General features: G+C 37.4%; 13 protein-coding genes and 1 other annotated feature. Of the genes, 3 read left to right on the plus strand and 10 right to left on the minus strand.

All coding sequences use genetic code 11. The features are described from left to right. Positions 1-12 precede the first annotated feature (12 nt). Positions 13-1,695, minus strand: a complete 1,683-nt coding sequence (locus A9G23_RS08930) for an amidohydrolase (RefSeq protein ID WP_065587283.1) — start codon at positions 1,693-1,695, stop codon at positions 13-15. A gap of 146 nt (positions 1,696-1,841) precedes the next feature. On the opposite strand from A9G23_RS08930, the gene matP reads away from it, so the two are divergent. The 3 genes from matP to cysB all read left to right on the plus strand — a co-directional run bounded on the left by matP (position 1,842) and on the right by cysB (position 6,087). Further along, entirely contained in the window at positions 1,842-2,306 is a 465-nt protein-coding gene (gene matP, locus A9G23_RS08935) for a macrodomain Ter protein MatP (RefSeq protein WP_065587284.1), read from the plus strand. A gap of 29 nt (positions 2,307-2,335) precedes the next feature. Next, positions 2,336-4,945 carry a type I DNA topoisomerase gene (topA, locus tag A9G23_RS08940; protein ID WP_065587285.1) on the plus strand — a complete coding sequence of 870 codons (2,610 nt, stop codon included), beginning with the start codon at positions 2,336-2,338 and terminating at the stop codon, positions 4,943-4,945. 170 nt (positions 4,946-5,115) lie between these two features. Continuing rightward, positions 5,116-6,087, plus strand: coding sequence for an HTH-type transcriptional regulator CysB (gene cysB, locus A9G23_RS08945; protein ID WP_065587286.1), 972 nt, complete (start codon positions 5,116-5,118; stop codon positions 6,085-6,087). 74 nt (positions 6,088-6,161) lie between these two features. Here cysB and hisIE read toward each other — a convergent pair whose 3' ends face one another. From hisIE to A9G23_RS08990, 9 genes are all read right to left on the minus strand, one after another. Continuing rightward, positions 6,162-6,788, minus strand: a complete 627-nt coding sequence (hisIE, locus tag A9G23_RS08950) for a bifunctional phosphoribosyl-AMP cyclohydrolase/phosphoribosyl-ATP diphosphatase HisIE (protein ID WP_065587287.1) — start codon at positions 6,786-6,788, stop codon at positions 6,162-6,164. After that, complete coding sequence (hisF, locus tag A9G23_RS08955) at positions 6,782-7,558, minus strand: imidazole glycerol phosphate synthase subunit HisF (RefSeq protein WP_065587288.1); 777 nt, start codon at positions 7,556-7,558, stop codon at positions 6,782-6,784. The genes hisIE and hisF overlap by 7 nt, the downstream gene beginning before the upstream one ends. Further along, entirely contained in the window at positions 7,540-8,277 is a 738-nt protein-coding gene (gene hisA / locus A9G23_RS08960; RefSeq protein ID WP_065587295.1) for a 1-(5-phosphoribosyl)-5-[(5-phosphoribosylamino)methylideneamino]imidazole-4-carboxamide isomerase, read from the minus strand. The genes hisF and hisA overlap by 19 nt, the downstream gene beginning before the upstream one ends. Positions 8,278-8,294: 17 nt before the next feature. Next, the gene (gene hisH, locus A9G23_RS08965; RefSeq protein WP_065587289.1) at positions 8,295-8,882 is read right to left on the minus strand and encodes an imidazole glycerol phosphate synthase subunit HisH; all 588 of its coding nucleotides are present in this window, start codon (positions 8,880-8,882) and stop codon (positions 8,295-8,297) included. Next, positions 8,883-9,950 (minus strand): bifunctional histidinol-phosphatase/imidazoleglycerol-phosphate dehydratase HisB, encoded by a 1,068-nt coding sequence (gene hisB, locus A9G23_RS08970; RefSeq protein ID WP_065587290.1) that lies wholly within the window; start codon positions 9,948-9,950, stop codon positions 8,883-8,885. A gap of 8 nt (positions 9,951-9,958) precedes the next feature. Further along, entirely contained in the window at positions 9,959-11,017 is a 1,059-nt protein-coding gene (gene hisC / locus A9G23_RS08975; RefSeq protein WP_065587291.1) for a histidinol-phosphate transaminase, read from the minus strand. Between the two features lie 15 nt (positions 11,018-11,032). Next, a complete protein-coding gene (hisD, locus tag A9G23_RS08980; protein WP_065587292.1) occupies positions 11,033-12,328 on the minus strand; it encodes a histidinol dehydrogenase in 1,296 nt (431 codons plus the stop codon). A gap of 4 nt (positions 12,329-12,332) precedes the next feature. Continuing rightward, positions 12,333-13,232 carry an ATP phosphoribosyltransferase gene (gene hisG, locus A9G23_RS08985; protein WP_065587293.1) on the minus strand — a complete coding sequence of 300 codons (900 nt, stop codon included), beginning with the start codon at positions 13,230-13,232 and terminating at the stop codon, positions 12,333-12,335. Between the two features lie 38 nt (positions 13,233-13,270). Then, positions 13,271-13,395 (minus strand) — a sequence feature (His leader region). Between the two features lie 1,163 nt (positions 13,396-14,558). Beyond that, entirely contained in the window at positions 14,559-15,542 is a 984-nt protein-coding gene (locus A9G23_RS08990; RefSeq protein ID WP_065587294.1) for an AEC family transporter, read from the minus strand. Between the last annotated feature and the right edge of the window lie 553 nt (positions 15,543-16,095).

The raw sequence follows: 16,095 nt of genomic DNA on the forward strand, positions 1-16,095 counted from the left end.
ATAAAGTTTAAATTATGCTTGTTGATAAACGATTTTACCGCCCACAATAGTTGTTAAAACCTTGACATTTTGCATATCGGTTGCTGGAATAGTAAATGGATTGCGATCTAAAATAATCAAATCAGCAAATTTACCTTTCTCAATTGACCCAATGTATTGATCTTGTTTTAATACATATGCGGCATTAATAGTGGCACTACGTAATACTTCAATAGCGGTTAGATTGCGATCATTGTTTAATCGCGGATGCTCGTCATCAATTTTTCGTGTCATCGCAATTTGGAAATCGTACCATTCATTTAATGGATCAATTGGCCAATCGCTACCGAAAGCACATGTCACACCTGCATCAATATATTGCCCGTGTGCTTCTAAACCATTATAACGCTCTGGGCCAAAGAGGGTTTGATATTGCTCAACCATTGCCGAACTACATCCTGCCCATTGAAATGAAAAGACCACACAAGCATTCAATTGCTTATACCTTGTAAATTGATGTGCAGCACTTAATTCATTGTGTGCTGTACTTGGGCGAATATCCTCATCAGGTAAGGTTTTTCGCATTTTTTCAATAGCATCAAGCACCACTTCAATCGCACCTTCACCAACAGTATGCATATGCGGATGAAATCCTGCTTTTGCTGATTCAAGAATGAGAGCATCTAACATTTCAGTTGAATAATAAAGATCACCGTAACGATCTTTTTCGTCAGCTAAATTATATGGTTTAAGCAAACGTGCGGTCATTAAAGGTGCTTGCATTACGCCGTCTACAAATAATTTGGTATGTGAGATTTTGATACCAGGTTTTGGTTGCCAGTTTTTATCGTCGTAACGTGCAGCGAACTGTTTAACTTTGTTAAGTAGAGTTGGAATTTCTTCAATTGAGGATACATCATCTGGCGGTAATTCACGCGCACCAAATAAGCGAATCGATAGTTGGTCTTGTTGTTGTAGTGTTAAAAATGCATCGGCTTGGGTTTCGGTAATTCGAGCATCCATAACAGCAGTAACACCTTGTTTATTGAGTTCTGCTTGCGATAATTTAGCAATGTTGACTGCTTGTTCATCGGTGAGTTTAGAAATGCTGTCAAACGCACGCATAGCCGGGGCATCTTCTAATATGCCATTTAATTCACCGTCATCAGTACGACCAATCTTTCCATCGGTTGGTTCAGGGGTGTTTCTATCTAAACCAAATTTCTCTAAAGCAATGCTATTCGCAACTAAAGTATGGCAGTCATTAGAAAACAAAATAACAGGGCGTTTTGTATTGAGCCGATCAAGATCAAAGCGAGTAATATCAGTACCGATTGGCAACACTTCTTGGCGCAACCATCCTCGAACTTGTAACCAATTTGCGCTGTTATCTGTCAAATCTTTATCTAAATGCGTTTGAATAATAGCTAAAGTATCATCAATGGTTAAGCTTTGATAATTTAAATTACAAGAGGATAATTGCATTCCGCCCCAAAATGTATGTAGATGCGAATCAATGATCCCTGGCATCATCGTTTTACCTTGTAGGTCATAAATGGTTGTATGGTTATCAACATAGTGACTGTTATTTATTTCTTGCGTAGTGCCAGTTGCAATAATATAGCCATTTTCGATTGCTATTGCCTCGCAGACACTATCTTGTTTGTCCGCGGTGTAAATATAGCCGTTAATATAAATAGCATCTGCTTTAGCCATTATGGGAATTCCTTAAATAAAGATCAAAATGAAAGAGCAACGATAGCAGATTTATAAAAAATTTGTCAAATGCAATAATTTTCTTTATTGTGTGACTAGATTATGCTACAACTATATATTCAGTTACAGCGTCACAAGATGAACCAATGAAATATCAACAACTAGAAAACCTAGAATGTGGTTGGAAATGGCACTATCTAGTAAAAAGGCATCTAGAAGGCGAGTCAATTACACGTTATATTGAAAAAAGCGCTGCACAGCATGCGGTCAGTGAGTTATTATTATTAGAACATAATCCAACTGGTGTCGTTGATTGGATAAAACAACATTTAAATCCCGATTTAGATAATCGCCTGAAGCAAACTATTCGTGCAAGACGAAAACGGCATTTTAATGCAGAACAGCAAAATACCCGAAAAAAGTCGATTGATTTGGAATTTTTAGTTTGGCAACGATTGGCTAATTTAGCCAAACGCCGTGGATGCACGCTGTCACAAACCATTACGCAATTAATTGAAGATGCAGAACAGAAAGAGCAATATGCTACGAAAGTATCAACAATTAAAGATGATTTACTGTCGCTTCTTGATGTGAAGCTCGATAGTAAATAATACAAACAACAGAATAAAAAGGTTTTATTATGGGAAAATCCCTTGTTATTGTGGAATCACCAGCCAAAGCAAAAACGATTAATAAATATCTTGGCAAAGATTTCGTGGTTAAATCAAGCGTAGGTCACATTCGTGATTTGCCAGTTAGTGGTAGTAGTCAACGAGCTGAAAAGCTAACAAAAGATACCAAAGACAAAGCCGAGAAAAAAGTAAAACGCTCTGAAAAGCAAATCTTAGTCGATCGAATGAGTGTCGATCCTTATAATGGCTGGCAAGCGCATTACCAAATTTTACCCGGTAAAGAACGTGTGGTGTCAGAATTAAAAAAATTGGCTAAAGATGCAGATATGATCTATCTAGCAACTGACTTGGATAGAGAAGGGGAAGCCATTGCTTGGCATCTTAAAGATGTGATTGGCGGAGACGATAGCAAATATCGTCGCGTTGTGTTTAACGAAATCACCAAAACAGCGATCAAAAATGCCTTTAACCAGCCATCAATGCTCGATATGGATCGGGTCAATGCACAGCAAGCGCGTCGATTTATGGATCGGGTTGTGGGTTTTATGCTATCGCCATTACTTTGGAAAAAGGTTGCTAGAGGCTTATCTGCTGGTCGTGTTCAGTCAGTTGCAGTGCGTCTAGTTGTTGAACGTGAACGTGAAATCCATGCCTTTATTCCTGAAGAATATTGGGATCTTTTTGCTGATTTGAATACAGCGAAAAATGAGTCGTTAACTCTGCAAGTAACTCATTATAAAAACGAAGCGTTTGAACCAAAAGATAAAGTTGCCATTGATATTGCGCTAGCAGGACTTAATCAAAACCAATATCAAGTAACGAATATTGAAGAAAAACCGACTAAAAGTAATCCAACTGCACCGTTTATTACTTCAACTTTACAGCAAGCCGCGAGTACTCGTCTTGGTTTTGGTGTTAAAAAGACCATGATGTTAGCTCAAAGATTATATGAAGCGGGTTATATTACCTATATGCGTACCGATTCTACTAACTTGAGTCAAGATGCATTAACCATGGTACGAGATTATATTGGCAACAAATTTGGTGATAAATATTTGCCAAAATCACCTAATGTATACAGTAGTAAAAAGAATTCACAAGAAGCGCATGAGGCGATTCGCCCATCAGATGTTACTATTCTTGCTGATAATATTAGTGACATTGAAGCTGATGCGGGTAAATTATATCAACTGATTTGGCGCCAATTTGTAGCTTGTCAAATGACATCGGCCGAATATAACTCAACAACAATTACAGTTAAATCAGGTGATTTTACTTTAAAGGCCAAAGGTCGTACATTGCGTTTTGACGGTTGGACTAAAGTGCAACCGCAATTGACGAAAAATAATGAAGATAGGATATTACCGCCGTTATCAGTCAACGACAAACTCGATTTAATCATCTTAAATCCAAATCAGCACTTTACCAAACCACCCGCTCGGTATAACGAAGCATCACTGGTTAAAGAGCTTGAAAAACGTGAAATTGGTCGCCCATCGACTTATGCAACCATTATTTCGACAATTCAAGATCGCGGATATGTACGTTTAGATAATCGCCGTTTTTATGCTGAAAAAATCGGTGAAATTGTTACCGATAGACTTAGCGAAAACTTTAATGACCTAATGAGTTATGACTTTACCGCACGTATGGAACATGCATTGGATGAAATCGCTCATAAAAAACAAGAATGGCGCGAAGTGCTCGATCAATTTTTTAGTGATTTTAGTCAGCATCTTGAGGTTGCCGAACAAGCACCCGATAAAGGCGGTATGCAACTTAATCCATTAGTGTTAACACCTGAAATTAAATGCCCTAATTGTAGTCGTGAAATGGGCATTAAAACTGCGGGTACAGGTGTATTTTTAGCCTGTTCAGGCTATGCGTTGCCACCTAAAGAGCGTTGCAAACAAACCATTAATTTAATTCCTGAGCACGAAACTTTAAATATCTTGGAAGAAGCCGAAACAGCTGAAACCGAAGCTTTAAGAGCGCGGAAACGCTGTCCAAAATGTCACACTGCAATGGATAGTTATTTGCTTGATAACGAGCGTAAATTGCATATTTGTGGCAATAACCCAATTTGTGATGGTTCATTAATTGAAAAAGGGAATTTTAAAGTTAAAAGTTACGAAGGGCCGATTATCGAATGTGAAAAATGTGGATCTGAAATGCACTTAAAATCAGGCCGATTTGGATTATATATGGGTTGTACTAATCAGGATTGTAAAAATACGCGTAAAATCTTAAAAAATGGTGATGTTGCACCACCTAAAGAAGATCCGGTAGATTTACCAGAACTTCAATGTAGCAAATCCGATGCGCATTTTGTATTACGTGATGGTGCAGCGGGTATCTTTTTGGCGGCACATAACTTTCCAAAATCAAGGGAGACGAGAGCGCCGTTGATTGAAGAGTTACAACGCTTTAAAGACCGTCTACCAGAAAAATTTATCTACTTGACCGAAGCACCTAATAAAGATCCTGATGGTAATCCAGCAATTGTTCGTTTCAGCCGTAAAAACAAACAACAATATGTTACCTCGGAAATTAATGGAAAATCGACAGGTTGGGTGATGCAATATGTGGATGGCAAATGGATCAATAGTAAAAAATAGGTAAGCACACCTGAATGTTGTCAAAAAGTTTCAGGAAAGTATGCGTTTTAGTATAAAAATAATTATTTTTGTTTGTGCTAGGCTGTGAAAAGATTTACCTTACCAATTCTCCCTTTTGTAATATGATTAAAAGGGAGAAAAGCATACAGTTAAAGGAGCTTTTGTGTGTCATGAAATTGCAACAATTACGCTATATTGTTGAAGTCGTTAATAACGATCTTAACGTATCGTTGACATCCGAAAAACTGTATACTTCTCAACCAGGTATAAGCAAACAAATAAAATTATTAGAGGATGAGCTTGGCATTCAGATATTTACCCGGGTAGGTAAGCACCTTTCAGAAGTAACGCCAGTTGGTGAAAAAATTATTGCTCTTGCTCGAGAAATCCTCAATAAATCGAGCGATATTAAAATTATTGCCAAAGAGTTTAGTCAGCCAAATCAAGGCTCATTAACTATTACCACAACGTATACTCAAGCACGTTATACCTTACCCGTTGTGATCCAACAGTTTATGCAACAGTATCCAAGTATTACTTTGCATATGGAGCAAGGGACCTCTTCTCAATGCATGTCACAAGCTCAAGCAGGGCAGGCCGAATTGGCTATTGTGACCGACATTTCTCAACTTAGCGATGATATGATTGCCTTACCTTGCTATCACTGGAACCAAGCTGTGATTGTGATGAAAGATCACCCACTTGCCAAAAGCAGCTTAATTACAATTGAACAACTTTCAAAATATCCATTAGTCAGTTACGATTTTTCTAATGATGGTTCCGATTTAAATCAAGCTTTCTTACGCGCTAATCAGTCGCCTAATATTGTTTTTAGTACAACAGACGCTGAGTTAATTAAAACCTATGTTAAATTGGGCGTCGGTATTGGCATTGTCGCAAAAATGGCGGTGAATAATACTTCAGAGGATGATTTTGTTGTACTGAGTGCTGGTCATATTTTCCCCTACAGTACAACCTATATCGTTTTTGCTCGTTCGTTATTTTTACGCAGTTATATGTATGATTTTATTCAGCAGTTTTCACCACATTTGGATCGACAAACTGTCGATAAACTCATGTTATGTGAAAATAATATCGAAGTATTAGCGATGTTTAATGGAGTAAAATTGCCTGTTTGCTAAGTTGATTTATTTTTTATCATAATAAAAAAGATGTAAATCAAAGTGCGATATGATTCGCACTTTGATTATTTTTATTATTTATGCCTTGTTTTTAAAATGCCAATCACATCTTGTAGTGACAGATTTTGATCTTGGAGTAATACTAATAAATGATAAACCAAATCCGCAGATTCATTTTTTAACTCTTCTCGATCATGAACTGTCGCAGCAAGGGCGGTTTCAACACCTTCTTCTCCCACTTTTTGCGCTATTCGTTTTGTGCCATCATGATACAGTTTTGCCGTATACGATGACTTAGGATCGGCATTTTTTCGTGTAGCGATTAATTGCTCTAATTCAAACAAAAATCCCCATTCGCTTTTAGCATTAGCAAAGCAACTTGTTGTGCCGGTATGGCAAGTTGGACCAACTGGATTCACTAAAATCAGTAACGTATCATTATCGCAATCAGCCGAAATACTCACGATATTTAAAACGTTACCAGAAGTTTCACCTTTGGTCCAAAGGCGCTGTTTGGTGCGTGAATAAAAAGTGACTTTACCACTGCTTTGTGTTTGTATTAACGCTTCTTGATTCATATAACCAAGCATTAATACATCACCAGATACATAATGCTGAATAATGACCGGCATTAAATTATCTACTTTTTGCCAATCAAGTTGTTGTAAATTTAATTGGGTATTGCAATTTTGAGTTAACATAATCGAATATCTACTCCATGTTGTACCAAATATTGTTTAAGTTCACCAATATTAATGATTTGCTTATGAAAAACGGAGGCTGCCAATGCACCGTCAACTTCAGCTTGGTCAAATGCCTGTAAAAAATGCACCATATTTCCCGCACCACCTGAAGCAATCAGCGGTACCTTGCAAATATCGCGAACCGCTTTCAGTTGCTTAAGATCATACCCATTACGAACGCCGTCTTGGTTCATCATATTTAGAACAATTTCGCCCGCACCACGTTTTTGCACCGCTTGTACCCAATCAAGCGTATTCCATTTTGTGGCAACGGTGCGTTTTTCGTCACCTGTAAATTGATAAACATGATAATTGTTTGATTCTTTGTCATACCAAGTATCAATACCAACCACAATACACTGCACACCATAACGATCTGCAAGCCTTGTAATTAAATTGGGATCGGCAATCGCAGGGGAATTAATCGAAATTTTATCGGCACCAAAGCTTAATATTTGCCCAGCATCTTCAACAGTTTTAATTCCGCCAGCAACACAAAAGGGGATATCAATAACTTCGGCCACTTTTGCAACCCAACTTTTATCAACCACTCGCCCATCTGACGAGGCGGTAATATCATAAAAGACCAATTCATCAGCCCCTTCTTGCGCATAGCGCTTTGCTAAAGGCACAATATCACCAATAACTTCGTGATTTCGAAATTGCACACCTTTAACCACTTGACCATCGCGAACATCTAAACAAGGAATTATTCTTTTTGCCAACATGAAATTGCCTCCTGAACAGTAAATTTTCCTTCAAGCAAAGCTCGGCCAACAATCACACCTGCTACGCCACTATTTTGTAGTGCTTTAACATCATTTAACTGACCAATACCGCCAGATGCTTGAAAAGCAATTTGTGGGTATTTTTGGCTGATTTCTTGATACAATTTAATGTTTGAGCCACTTAGTGTGCCATCTTTTGAAATGTCCGTGCACAGTACATGTTGTAAACCATAAGGTAAATAATCCTCAATCACTTGTTCTAATGTCTGTTTTGAATCTTCTTGCCAGCCATGAATGGCAACATATTTATTGCCTTGTTTATCAATGCGAACATCCAGAGCCAACACTAATCTTTCTGCGCCATATTTTGTGAACCACATTTTGACCAATTCGGGTTGTTTAATCGCTGTTGAGCCAATTACTACGCGAGCGGCACCGGCGGATAGTAATGATTGTATATCTTTTTCAGTACGAATGCCTCCACCCACTTGAATAGGCACTTGTACGCCATTAATCAACGTTTGTATTAACGAAATTTGGCGCGCGGTTGGATTTTTCGCTCCGGTTAAATCAACAAGATGCAATAGTTTAGCGCCTTGTTTTTCATAATCTTGTAAACGCAAAAGGGGATTATTGCCATAATTGCGCTTTTTCGCATAATCACCTTGATGTAATCGCACAACGGATCCTTCAATTAGATCAAGGGCAGGAATGATCATTGGAAACGTTGTCATAGTTACATCTCCAAAAAGTTTTTGAGCAATTTTGCACCGGCTGAGCCAGAACGCTCGGGATGAAATTGCACGCCGTAGAAGTTTTCTTTTTGTACGGCAGCGGTAAAGCTTTCGCCGTAATTGGTTTCTGCTATTGTTGCTGAACATAGTGGCATCGCGTATCCATGTACAAAGTAAAAATAAGCACCATCAGGAATATCTCGAAAAAGATGATGACCGGCTTTTGGGTAGACTTGATTCCACCCCATGTGTGGCAAAGGTAGACCATAATCAGGAATTTCAACAACGTTTTCAGGGATAATTCCTAAAGTATGCACATACCCTTCATTGCTGTAATTTGCTAAAAGTTGCATACCAAGGCAGATCCCTAATACCGGTTGCGTACAAACTTTGATAAGCTCTATTAAATTGCGTTCTTTTAGTTTTTGCATAGCTGAACTTGCTGAGCCTACCCCTGGTAGAAACAGTTTGTCTGAACTTAGCACGATATCAGGATCAAGGCTAATGATTGGATCATAACCTAACCGTTGCACAGCATATTTGACCGATGAAAGATTAGCGCAGCCAGTATCAAGAATGACAATCTTCATTTATAGCACTCCTTTTGAACTTGGCAATCGATCACTTTCAATTTTGATTGCTTGCTTTAATGTGCGCGCAAAGGCTTTAAATAAGCTTTCAACTTTGTGATGATCATTATTGCCTTCGGTTTCAATATGTAACGCGATAGCCATAGCATAACTCAGTGAGTAGAAGAAATGCTCAACCATTTGTGTGCTCATATCGCCTACTTTTTGGTGGGTAAATTCGGCTTTAAATTTAAGATAAGGGCGCCCTGAAATATCAATTGCACACTTGGCTAAACACTCATCCATTGGAATAACAGATGCGTAACGCGTAATGCCGCGTTTATCACCGAGTGCTATTTTAAGTGCCTCGCCTAACGCCAGTCCAGTATCCTCGATGGTGTGGTGATCATCAATATGCAAATCACCCGCTACTTGGATATTGAGCTTAATACCGCCGTGTGTAGCAATTTGATCGAGCATATGATCAAAAAAACCAATTCCCGTATTAATTTGACTGCCACCTTGGCGATCGAGCCATACTTCGACTAATATTTTCGTTTCTTTGGTATTGCGTTCAACTTTAGCATAGCGATTAGTGACAGTTAATCGTTGCGCAATTTCGTGCCAGTTTAAATCTTCAGGATGATATCGTAACCCTTTGATTTGCATATTTTCAGCTAATTGAATGTCCGTTATCCTATCGCCAATAACGTAGCTATTTTGTTTGTCCAGTTTACCACTGGTAAGATAAGGAAACACTAATTGGATTTTAGGTTTACGACATTCACAGTTATCTTCGGGAAAGTGAGGGCAAATTAGCACATCTTCAAAATTAATGCCTTGTGATTTAAAAATCTGCATCATTAGATTATGCGGTCCATCAAAATCTGCTTGTGGATAGTTGCTAGTACCCAGCCCATCTTGATTGGTGACCATCACTAATTTGTACCCTGCTGCTTGTAGTTTAAGCAGAGCAGGGATCACATTCGGTTCAAAAGCCAGCTTATCAAAACGATCAACTTGAAAGTCAATTGGAGGCTCGGTAATTAATGTACCATCTCGATCAATAAATAAGTATTTTTGTAACATTTTTGCTCCTATTTTATTGCCTTGAGCGCAGAAATTACTGCTTCACACTCAGCTTGGGTGCCAATGGTGATTCGAATCATATTATTTTGACCAATCGACTTGCTTTGATCGCGTAAAATAATCCCTCTATTCCATAAGATATTAAACACGTCTTTATTATCTTGAAACTTCACACATAAATAGTTGGACGAACTCGGATAAATTTTTTCAACAACTGATAACTGTGCTAGCGAACTGGCAAATTTTTCTTTTTGTTTGTTCAAATTGATTACATGCAACTTCATGGCATTAATGCCATCTTTACTCAGCGCTTGTGATGCAATATCGGCCACAGGCGTAGCGAGTGGATAGGGGGCAATGACTTTTTGTAATGCATTAATCACCGGTTTATTCGCAATCGTAAAACCACAACGTAATCCCGCTAAAGCGAATGCCTTTGATAGTGTACGTAACACCACTAAATTAGAGTAGTTAGCAAGCCAACTCACCACCGTTGAGTTAGGGGAAAACTCAATATAAGCCTCATCAATCACCACTAAAGCACGATTGTTAGCAATATTGAGCAACGCCTTAATATCCTCAGGATCAATTAAGTTACCCGTTGGATTATTTGGTGAACAGACATAAATCAGTTTAACGCCATCAAGATGCTGCTCAATACCCTCAAGATCAAGCTGCCAATCGGCTTTGGTTGGGACTGTTTTGGTTTTTATGCCTAACGTTTCAGCACTCACTTGATACATGCCATAAGTTGGTGGGCAGTACAAAATACTGTCTTTTTCAGGCTCGCAAAATGCACGCATTAATAATTCAATAGCTTCATCAGCGCCGCGGCTAACAATTAACTGATCGGGTTGTACACCTGCATATTGAGCATAACGCTGAATCACTTTTTCTGGTTGTGGCTCTGGATAACGGTTTAAGGTTTGTTCGGTTAATTCAAAATGTGGTGCGACGGGGTATTCGTTCGCATTGAGCCACACATCACCATTACCGCCAATCCGACGGGCGGATTGATAAGGCGTTAGTTTCTGAATATTTTTTCTAACTAATTGATTGATATCCATGTTATCCACCTATTTTTAACCCATTGAATTTAATGCCGCTAGGCGTAAAGTTACCGCGTGTTTATGGGCGGTGAGTTGTTCGGCTTCGGCCATAAGTTCGACAGCATTTCCGATTGCTTTTAAGCCCTCTGGCGATAATTTTTGTACTGTCATTCTTTTTTGAAAATCAGCCAGCCCAAGGCTAGAATATGTTGCGGTATAGCCATATGTTGGCAGTACATGATTAGTCCCAGAAGCATAATCACCGACTGATTCAGGCGACCAATTGCCTAAAAATATTGAACCAGCACTGGTGATCTGTTCAACTAATTCATCCGCATTGGCTGTTTGAATAATTAAGTGTTCGGGACCATAACGATTGCTGATGTTAATGCACTGAGTTAAATCTTTCGTTACAATTAAGCGACTCTCTTTCAAGGCTTTTTCCGCAATCTCTTTGCGCGATAGTTGGGCAAGTTGCTTATCGACGGCGATTGATACCGCTTGTGCAATGACCTCGTCAGGGGTAAGCAGTATCACTTGCGAATCAGGACCATGTTCGGCTTGTGATAACAGATCGGCAGCAATAAAATCAGGGTTTGCCGAACTATCAGCAATAACCAGCACCTCAGAAGGACCCGCAGGCATATCAATGGCGGCACCATCAAGGCGTTGACTTACTTGGCGTTTGGCTTCGGTAACGTAAGCATTGCCTGGACCAAAAATTTTAGCCACTTTAGGCACCGATTCAGTACCAAATGCCATAGCAGCAATCGCTTGAGCTCCACCAAGTTGATAAATCTCGGTAATGCCACAAAGTTCAGCTGCATATAATATTTCATCGGCAATCGGTGGAGGCGAACATAAAATCACTTTACGACAACCCGCAATTTTAGCCGGTATTGCCAGCATTAACACGGTTGATAATAAAGGGGCGGAACCACCCGGAATATAGAGTCCCACTGAATCAATAGGGCGGGTCACTTGCTGACATTTTACACCTGGCATAGTTTCAACCGTAATGGCTTGTTTTACTTGAGCTTGGTGAAACTTATTAATATTAGCAACTGCAAGTTGCATGGCTTGTTTTAAATCAGAATTAACGCGACTAGTAGCTGCTTTAATTTCATCTTGAGTTAATTTAATCTGCTTAATTTGAACTTTATCAAACTTGTTACTTAGCGCTTTTAATGCTTCATCGCCATTTTTTTTAACTTGAGCCAAAATATCTGTTACTGCTTTGCTAATCGAATCAGAGGCCGTGATAGCTGGGCGTGTTAATAGCGCTATTTGTTGTTCATTTGTACATTGTTGCCAATAAGAGAGTTTCATATTATTACTCCATCATTTTTTCAATTGGTAAGACCAGAATTGAGCTGGCGCCTAATGCTTTTAGTTTTTCCATAGTTTCCCAAAAGAGTGATTCACTGCTCACCATATGTAGCGCCACACGATTTTGTTCACCGGTTAAAGGTAAAATAGTTGGATTTTCTGCCCCTGGAAGCAGGGCAACTACATCTTCTAAAACGGCGGTTGGAGCGTGTAGCATAATATATTTGGATCCACGTGCTTGAATGACACCTTGAATTCGAGTCATGATTTTATCAATCAGCTCTTGTTTTACTGGTGGCATTTCGCCTTGGCGCTGGATTAAACAGGCTTTTGATTTATAGATAACTTCGATCTCTTTAAGACCGTTTGCTTCAAGTGTTGCGCCACTTGAAACCAAATCACAAATCACATCGGCAAGTCCTGCGCGCGGTGCAACTTCGACCGAACCATTAAGCAAACAGGTTTTAAAGGTAACATTATATTGTGCAAGATAACGGCGTAGCAGGTGAGGATAAGTGGTCGCAATACGCAGATCATTCAAACATTCAGGACCTGTATAAACAAAATCACGAGGCGCAGCTATCGATAAACGACATCCACCAAAATCTAAACTGCGTAATTTTTTGAATTGTGGATTTTCGCCTTCGGCTTGCCGGTCTAATACTTCTTCTTCTAATACATTCTCGCCGACAATCCCAATATCGACAACGCCATCAATCACCAGACCGGGAATGTCATCATCTCGAACTCGCAAGATATCGATGGGCATATTTTCGGCAAAAGCAATTAACCGTTGTTCTTGCAGATTAATCTTAATGCCACATTGTGCCAGTAATTTTTTTGACTCATCACTTAAACGACCTGATTTTTGCATCGCAATGCGTAAACGCGAATTATCCAACATAATATTCTCCAACTTATCCAAAAAATTTATAAATCACAAACAAAAAACCCCCGGAAGATTGATCTTCCGAGGGTTCTCCATTTGTTTTCGCGATATCACCGGAAGATCAACGTCTTCCAGCACCAATCGCCCAAAGACTATTCAGGAATGATGGTGATGATGATGTTTAGTCACAAAAACGCAAAAACAAATCATAAAATAAAAACCTTTAACTGAGTTAATAATTAAATCTATTGAACAAAATATAACAGAATTTACTTGCTCGCAACTCTTTTTTCAATTTTAAAGAATTATTTAATAACCTGTAGAATCAATTTAAGCCAATTAAACTATCTGCTTTAATTGATGATTAACTTTATAACGATAATAATACTCAATTTTTTCTAGAAACAAAGTTGTCACATAATTATAAATAGAAAGATAACCAAGGAGCAAAATATGAAACAAGCACTAATTATGATTGATATTCAAAATCATTAATTTCCAGTAGGTAAATTGCCTTTAGTCAATACAGAGTTTACATTACAAAATAGCCTAAAATTACAGCAAGAAAGTATAGCGTGAGATGATGAGTCATAGGTGCATCGATTCAACTACTCGCAGTGTTTGTGAGCTTGGTTATCAAACCGATATTAACTTATAATGCTTGTACCACTTGCGATCTCGAATTTAACGGTAAAGCTATTCCCACTCAAACGATATATAATAGCTTGATGTCAGTATTAGCAGGGCTTGGCATCGGTTATGAGTTGTGAAATGTTTATTCATGCCAAATAAAATCATAATAAATAATTATAAACTTTCAAATTAAAACTTTTAAAAAATGAATAAAAATAATAGTACCATTTATATGGTACCAATATATTAGGAAAAGAAGGTAAGCTTACATTTATCTCACTTTTGATACTTATATTGAATTATGTTATTTTTAGGGGTTTATTTACCGCTCATTTTTATTAGAAAAGAAGATTATCACGTGAAAGATTTGAATATTTACGCCTTTTATACAATCTGCTAATTGTTGCCGCAGCAAACAAGTTGTTTTTTTATCAGATGACTTAAAAATTATCAATATTTAATAGTTAAGAGAGTCTATTCGAGATAATGAGATCACATTTGAGCCAATAGGAATTGGTGAACAGCTTGAAACACTTAGCAAAAACTTTCAAGTCATTATGCGGTTGTGTGGAAAAATTAGATTTTTAGTTCTTTTGGATTAAGTCGTTTTGATTTTTTATATTTTTATATTTTTATATTAGAGAGTACTTGTTATTCAATGCCCTCACTTAGGTAACTCTAAATGAGAGCATTAATATTTAACGTTTGTTAAGCAACGCCAGGAACGGTGAAATCCATAATAAGTAGTAAGGTTGGTAAAATAAAGATAGATAAGACAGTTGATGCAAAGAAAATGCTTGATGCTTGTTCTTGCTCAACATTCCAATTGTAAGCCAAAATAACCGCTGTTGATGCTGTTGGCATTGCCAATAGGAAAACTAATTCTTCTGCTTCCATACCAGTGATACCAAATAGGTATACGGAAATAAGTGCAACAATTGGTGTAATAAAACTTTTCAATACAATATTGATCATTAATGGTTTAGATAATTTTAATTGAACACCATGAATACCCACACCAACTGCAATAAGCGATATAAAGTTACAAGCATTTGACATAATATCAAAGGTGTTAAACACAAAATGAGGTAACCATTGGGTTCCATCGGTTACACTAACAATGAGTCCTAAAATAACGGCCAAAAACATCGGTTTCATGAGCGAGTTTTTTACCGCATTAAAGATCATATCGCCGGTGACTTTACCGCCAGACATTTTAGTATCACAGAGTTCTAATAAGAATATTGTCATTGGAATCAATGATAAGGCAACAACAAAATTAGCAATCGCGACTGAAATAGTGGAAGCAGCCCCCAACATTAGCGTTAAGAAAGGAACCCCCATACCCCCCATATTTGGAAAGCAGCACAACATTGCATTCATCGCTGTTGACTTTAATTCTTTATGCAAAATGTACTTATTTGTTAAAAAACAAATTATCCATAAAAATGACATAGTACAGAAAAACGCAATCATCCAAATACCATTAAATATTTGCGATGGTTTGGCATGCGAGGTATGCACAAAAAGCAAAGCCGGAAAGACAAAGTTTGATACAAGCCCTGATAATAATTTTTTAGAATCTTTTGAAAAGATCCCTTGTTGTACGCATAACCAACCAAGAAAAATTAATAAAAAAACCGGAAGGCAAGAACTTACAACTTGCCCAACTGCAGACCAGATCAGATTCATTTTTTAAAACTCCTAAAATAATATTACTAAAAATACAAATTCGGTAATTAGTCGGTAACTTCAGATTAGATATTATATTTATAGACCTAGCTAAAATAAGAGAGTAACAAAATCGAATATATTTATTACATGTAAAACGATATTCTTCGTTGTTGAAACTTGATATTATTAAATGCTATTTCGCACTTAGTATGTTTAATTAAAGACATTATCAATATAAAAACCTTCGTTATATTTAAATGTAAAATATAGTAACTTAGGAAGCATTATACTTATTCTTCTCAACCTTGTGTAAATCAAGGTCTACTAACTGTCTTAAAAAAACAAGAAAATATTAAAAATTTTCTTAGAATTTAGTAATAATAGATTTTTATTTCTTTAAAAAACAATAGATAAGAAAACATGAAACATGAGTGTTAAATTATAGTAAAAATTAATATTGCACTAAAATTGCCTAAATGATGTTTTTTTATAATGTATTATTCGTTATACAAAAACATACCTATCATAGTTAATAATTTGATTTACTTTATTTATATAGAATTGCTGCTAT

Origin of the sequence: Gilliamella sp. App4-10 (assembly GCF_001690495.1) — a bacterium.
In the GTDB taxonomy this organism is placed as follows: domain Bacteria; phylum Pseudomonadota; class Gammaproteobacteria; order Enterobacterales; family Orbaceae; genus Gilliamella; species Gilliamella apicola_G.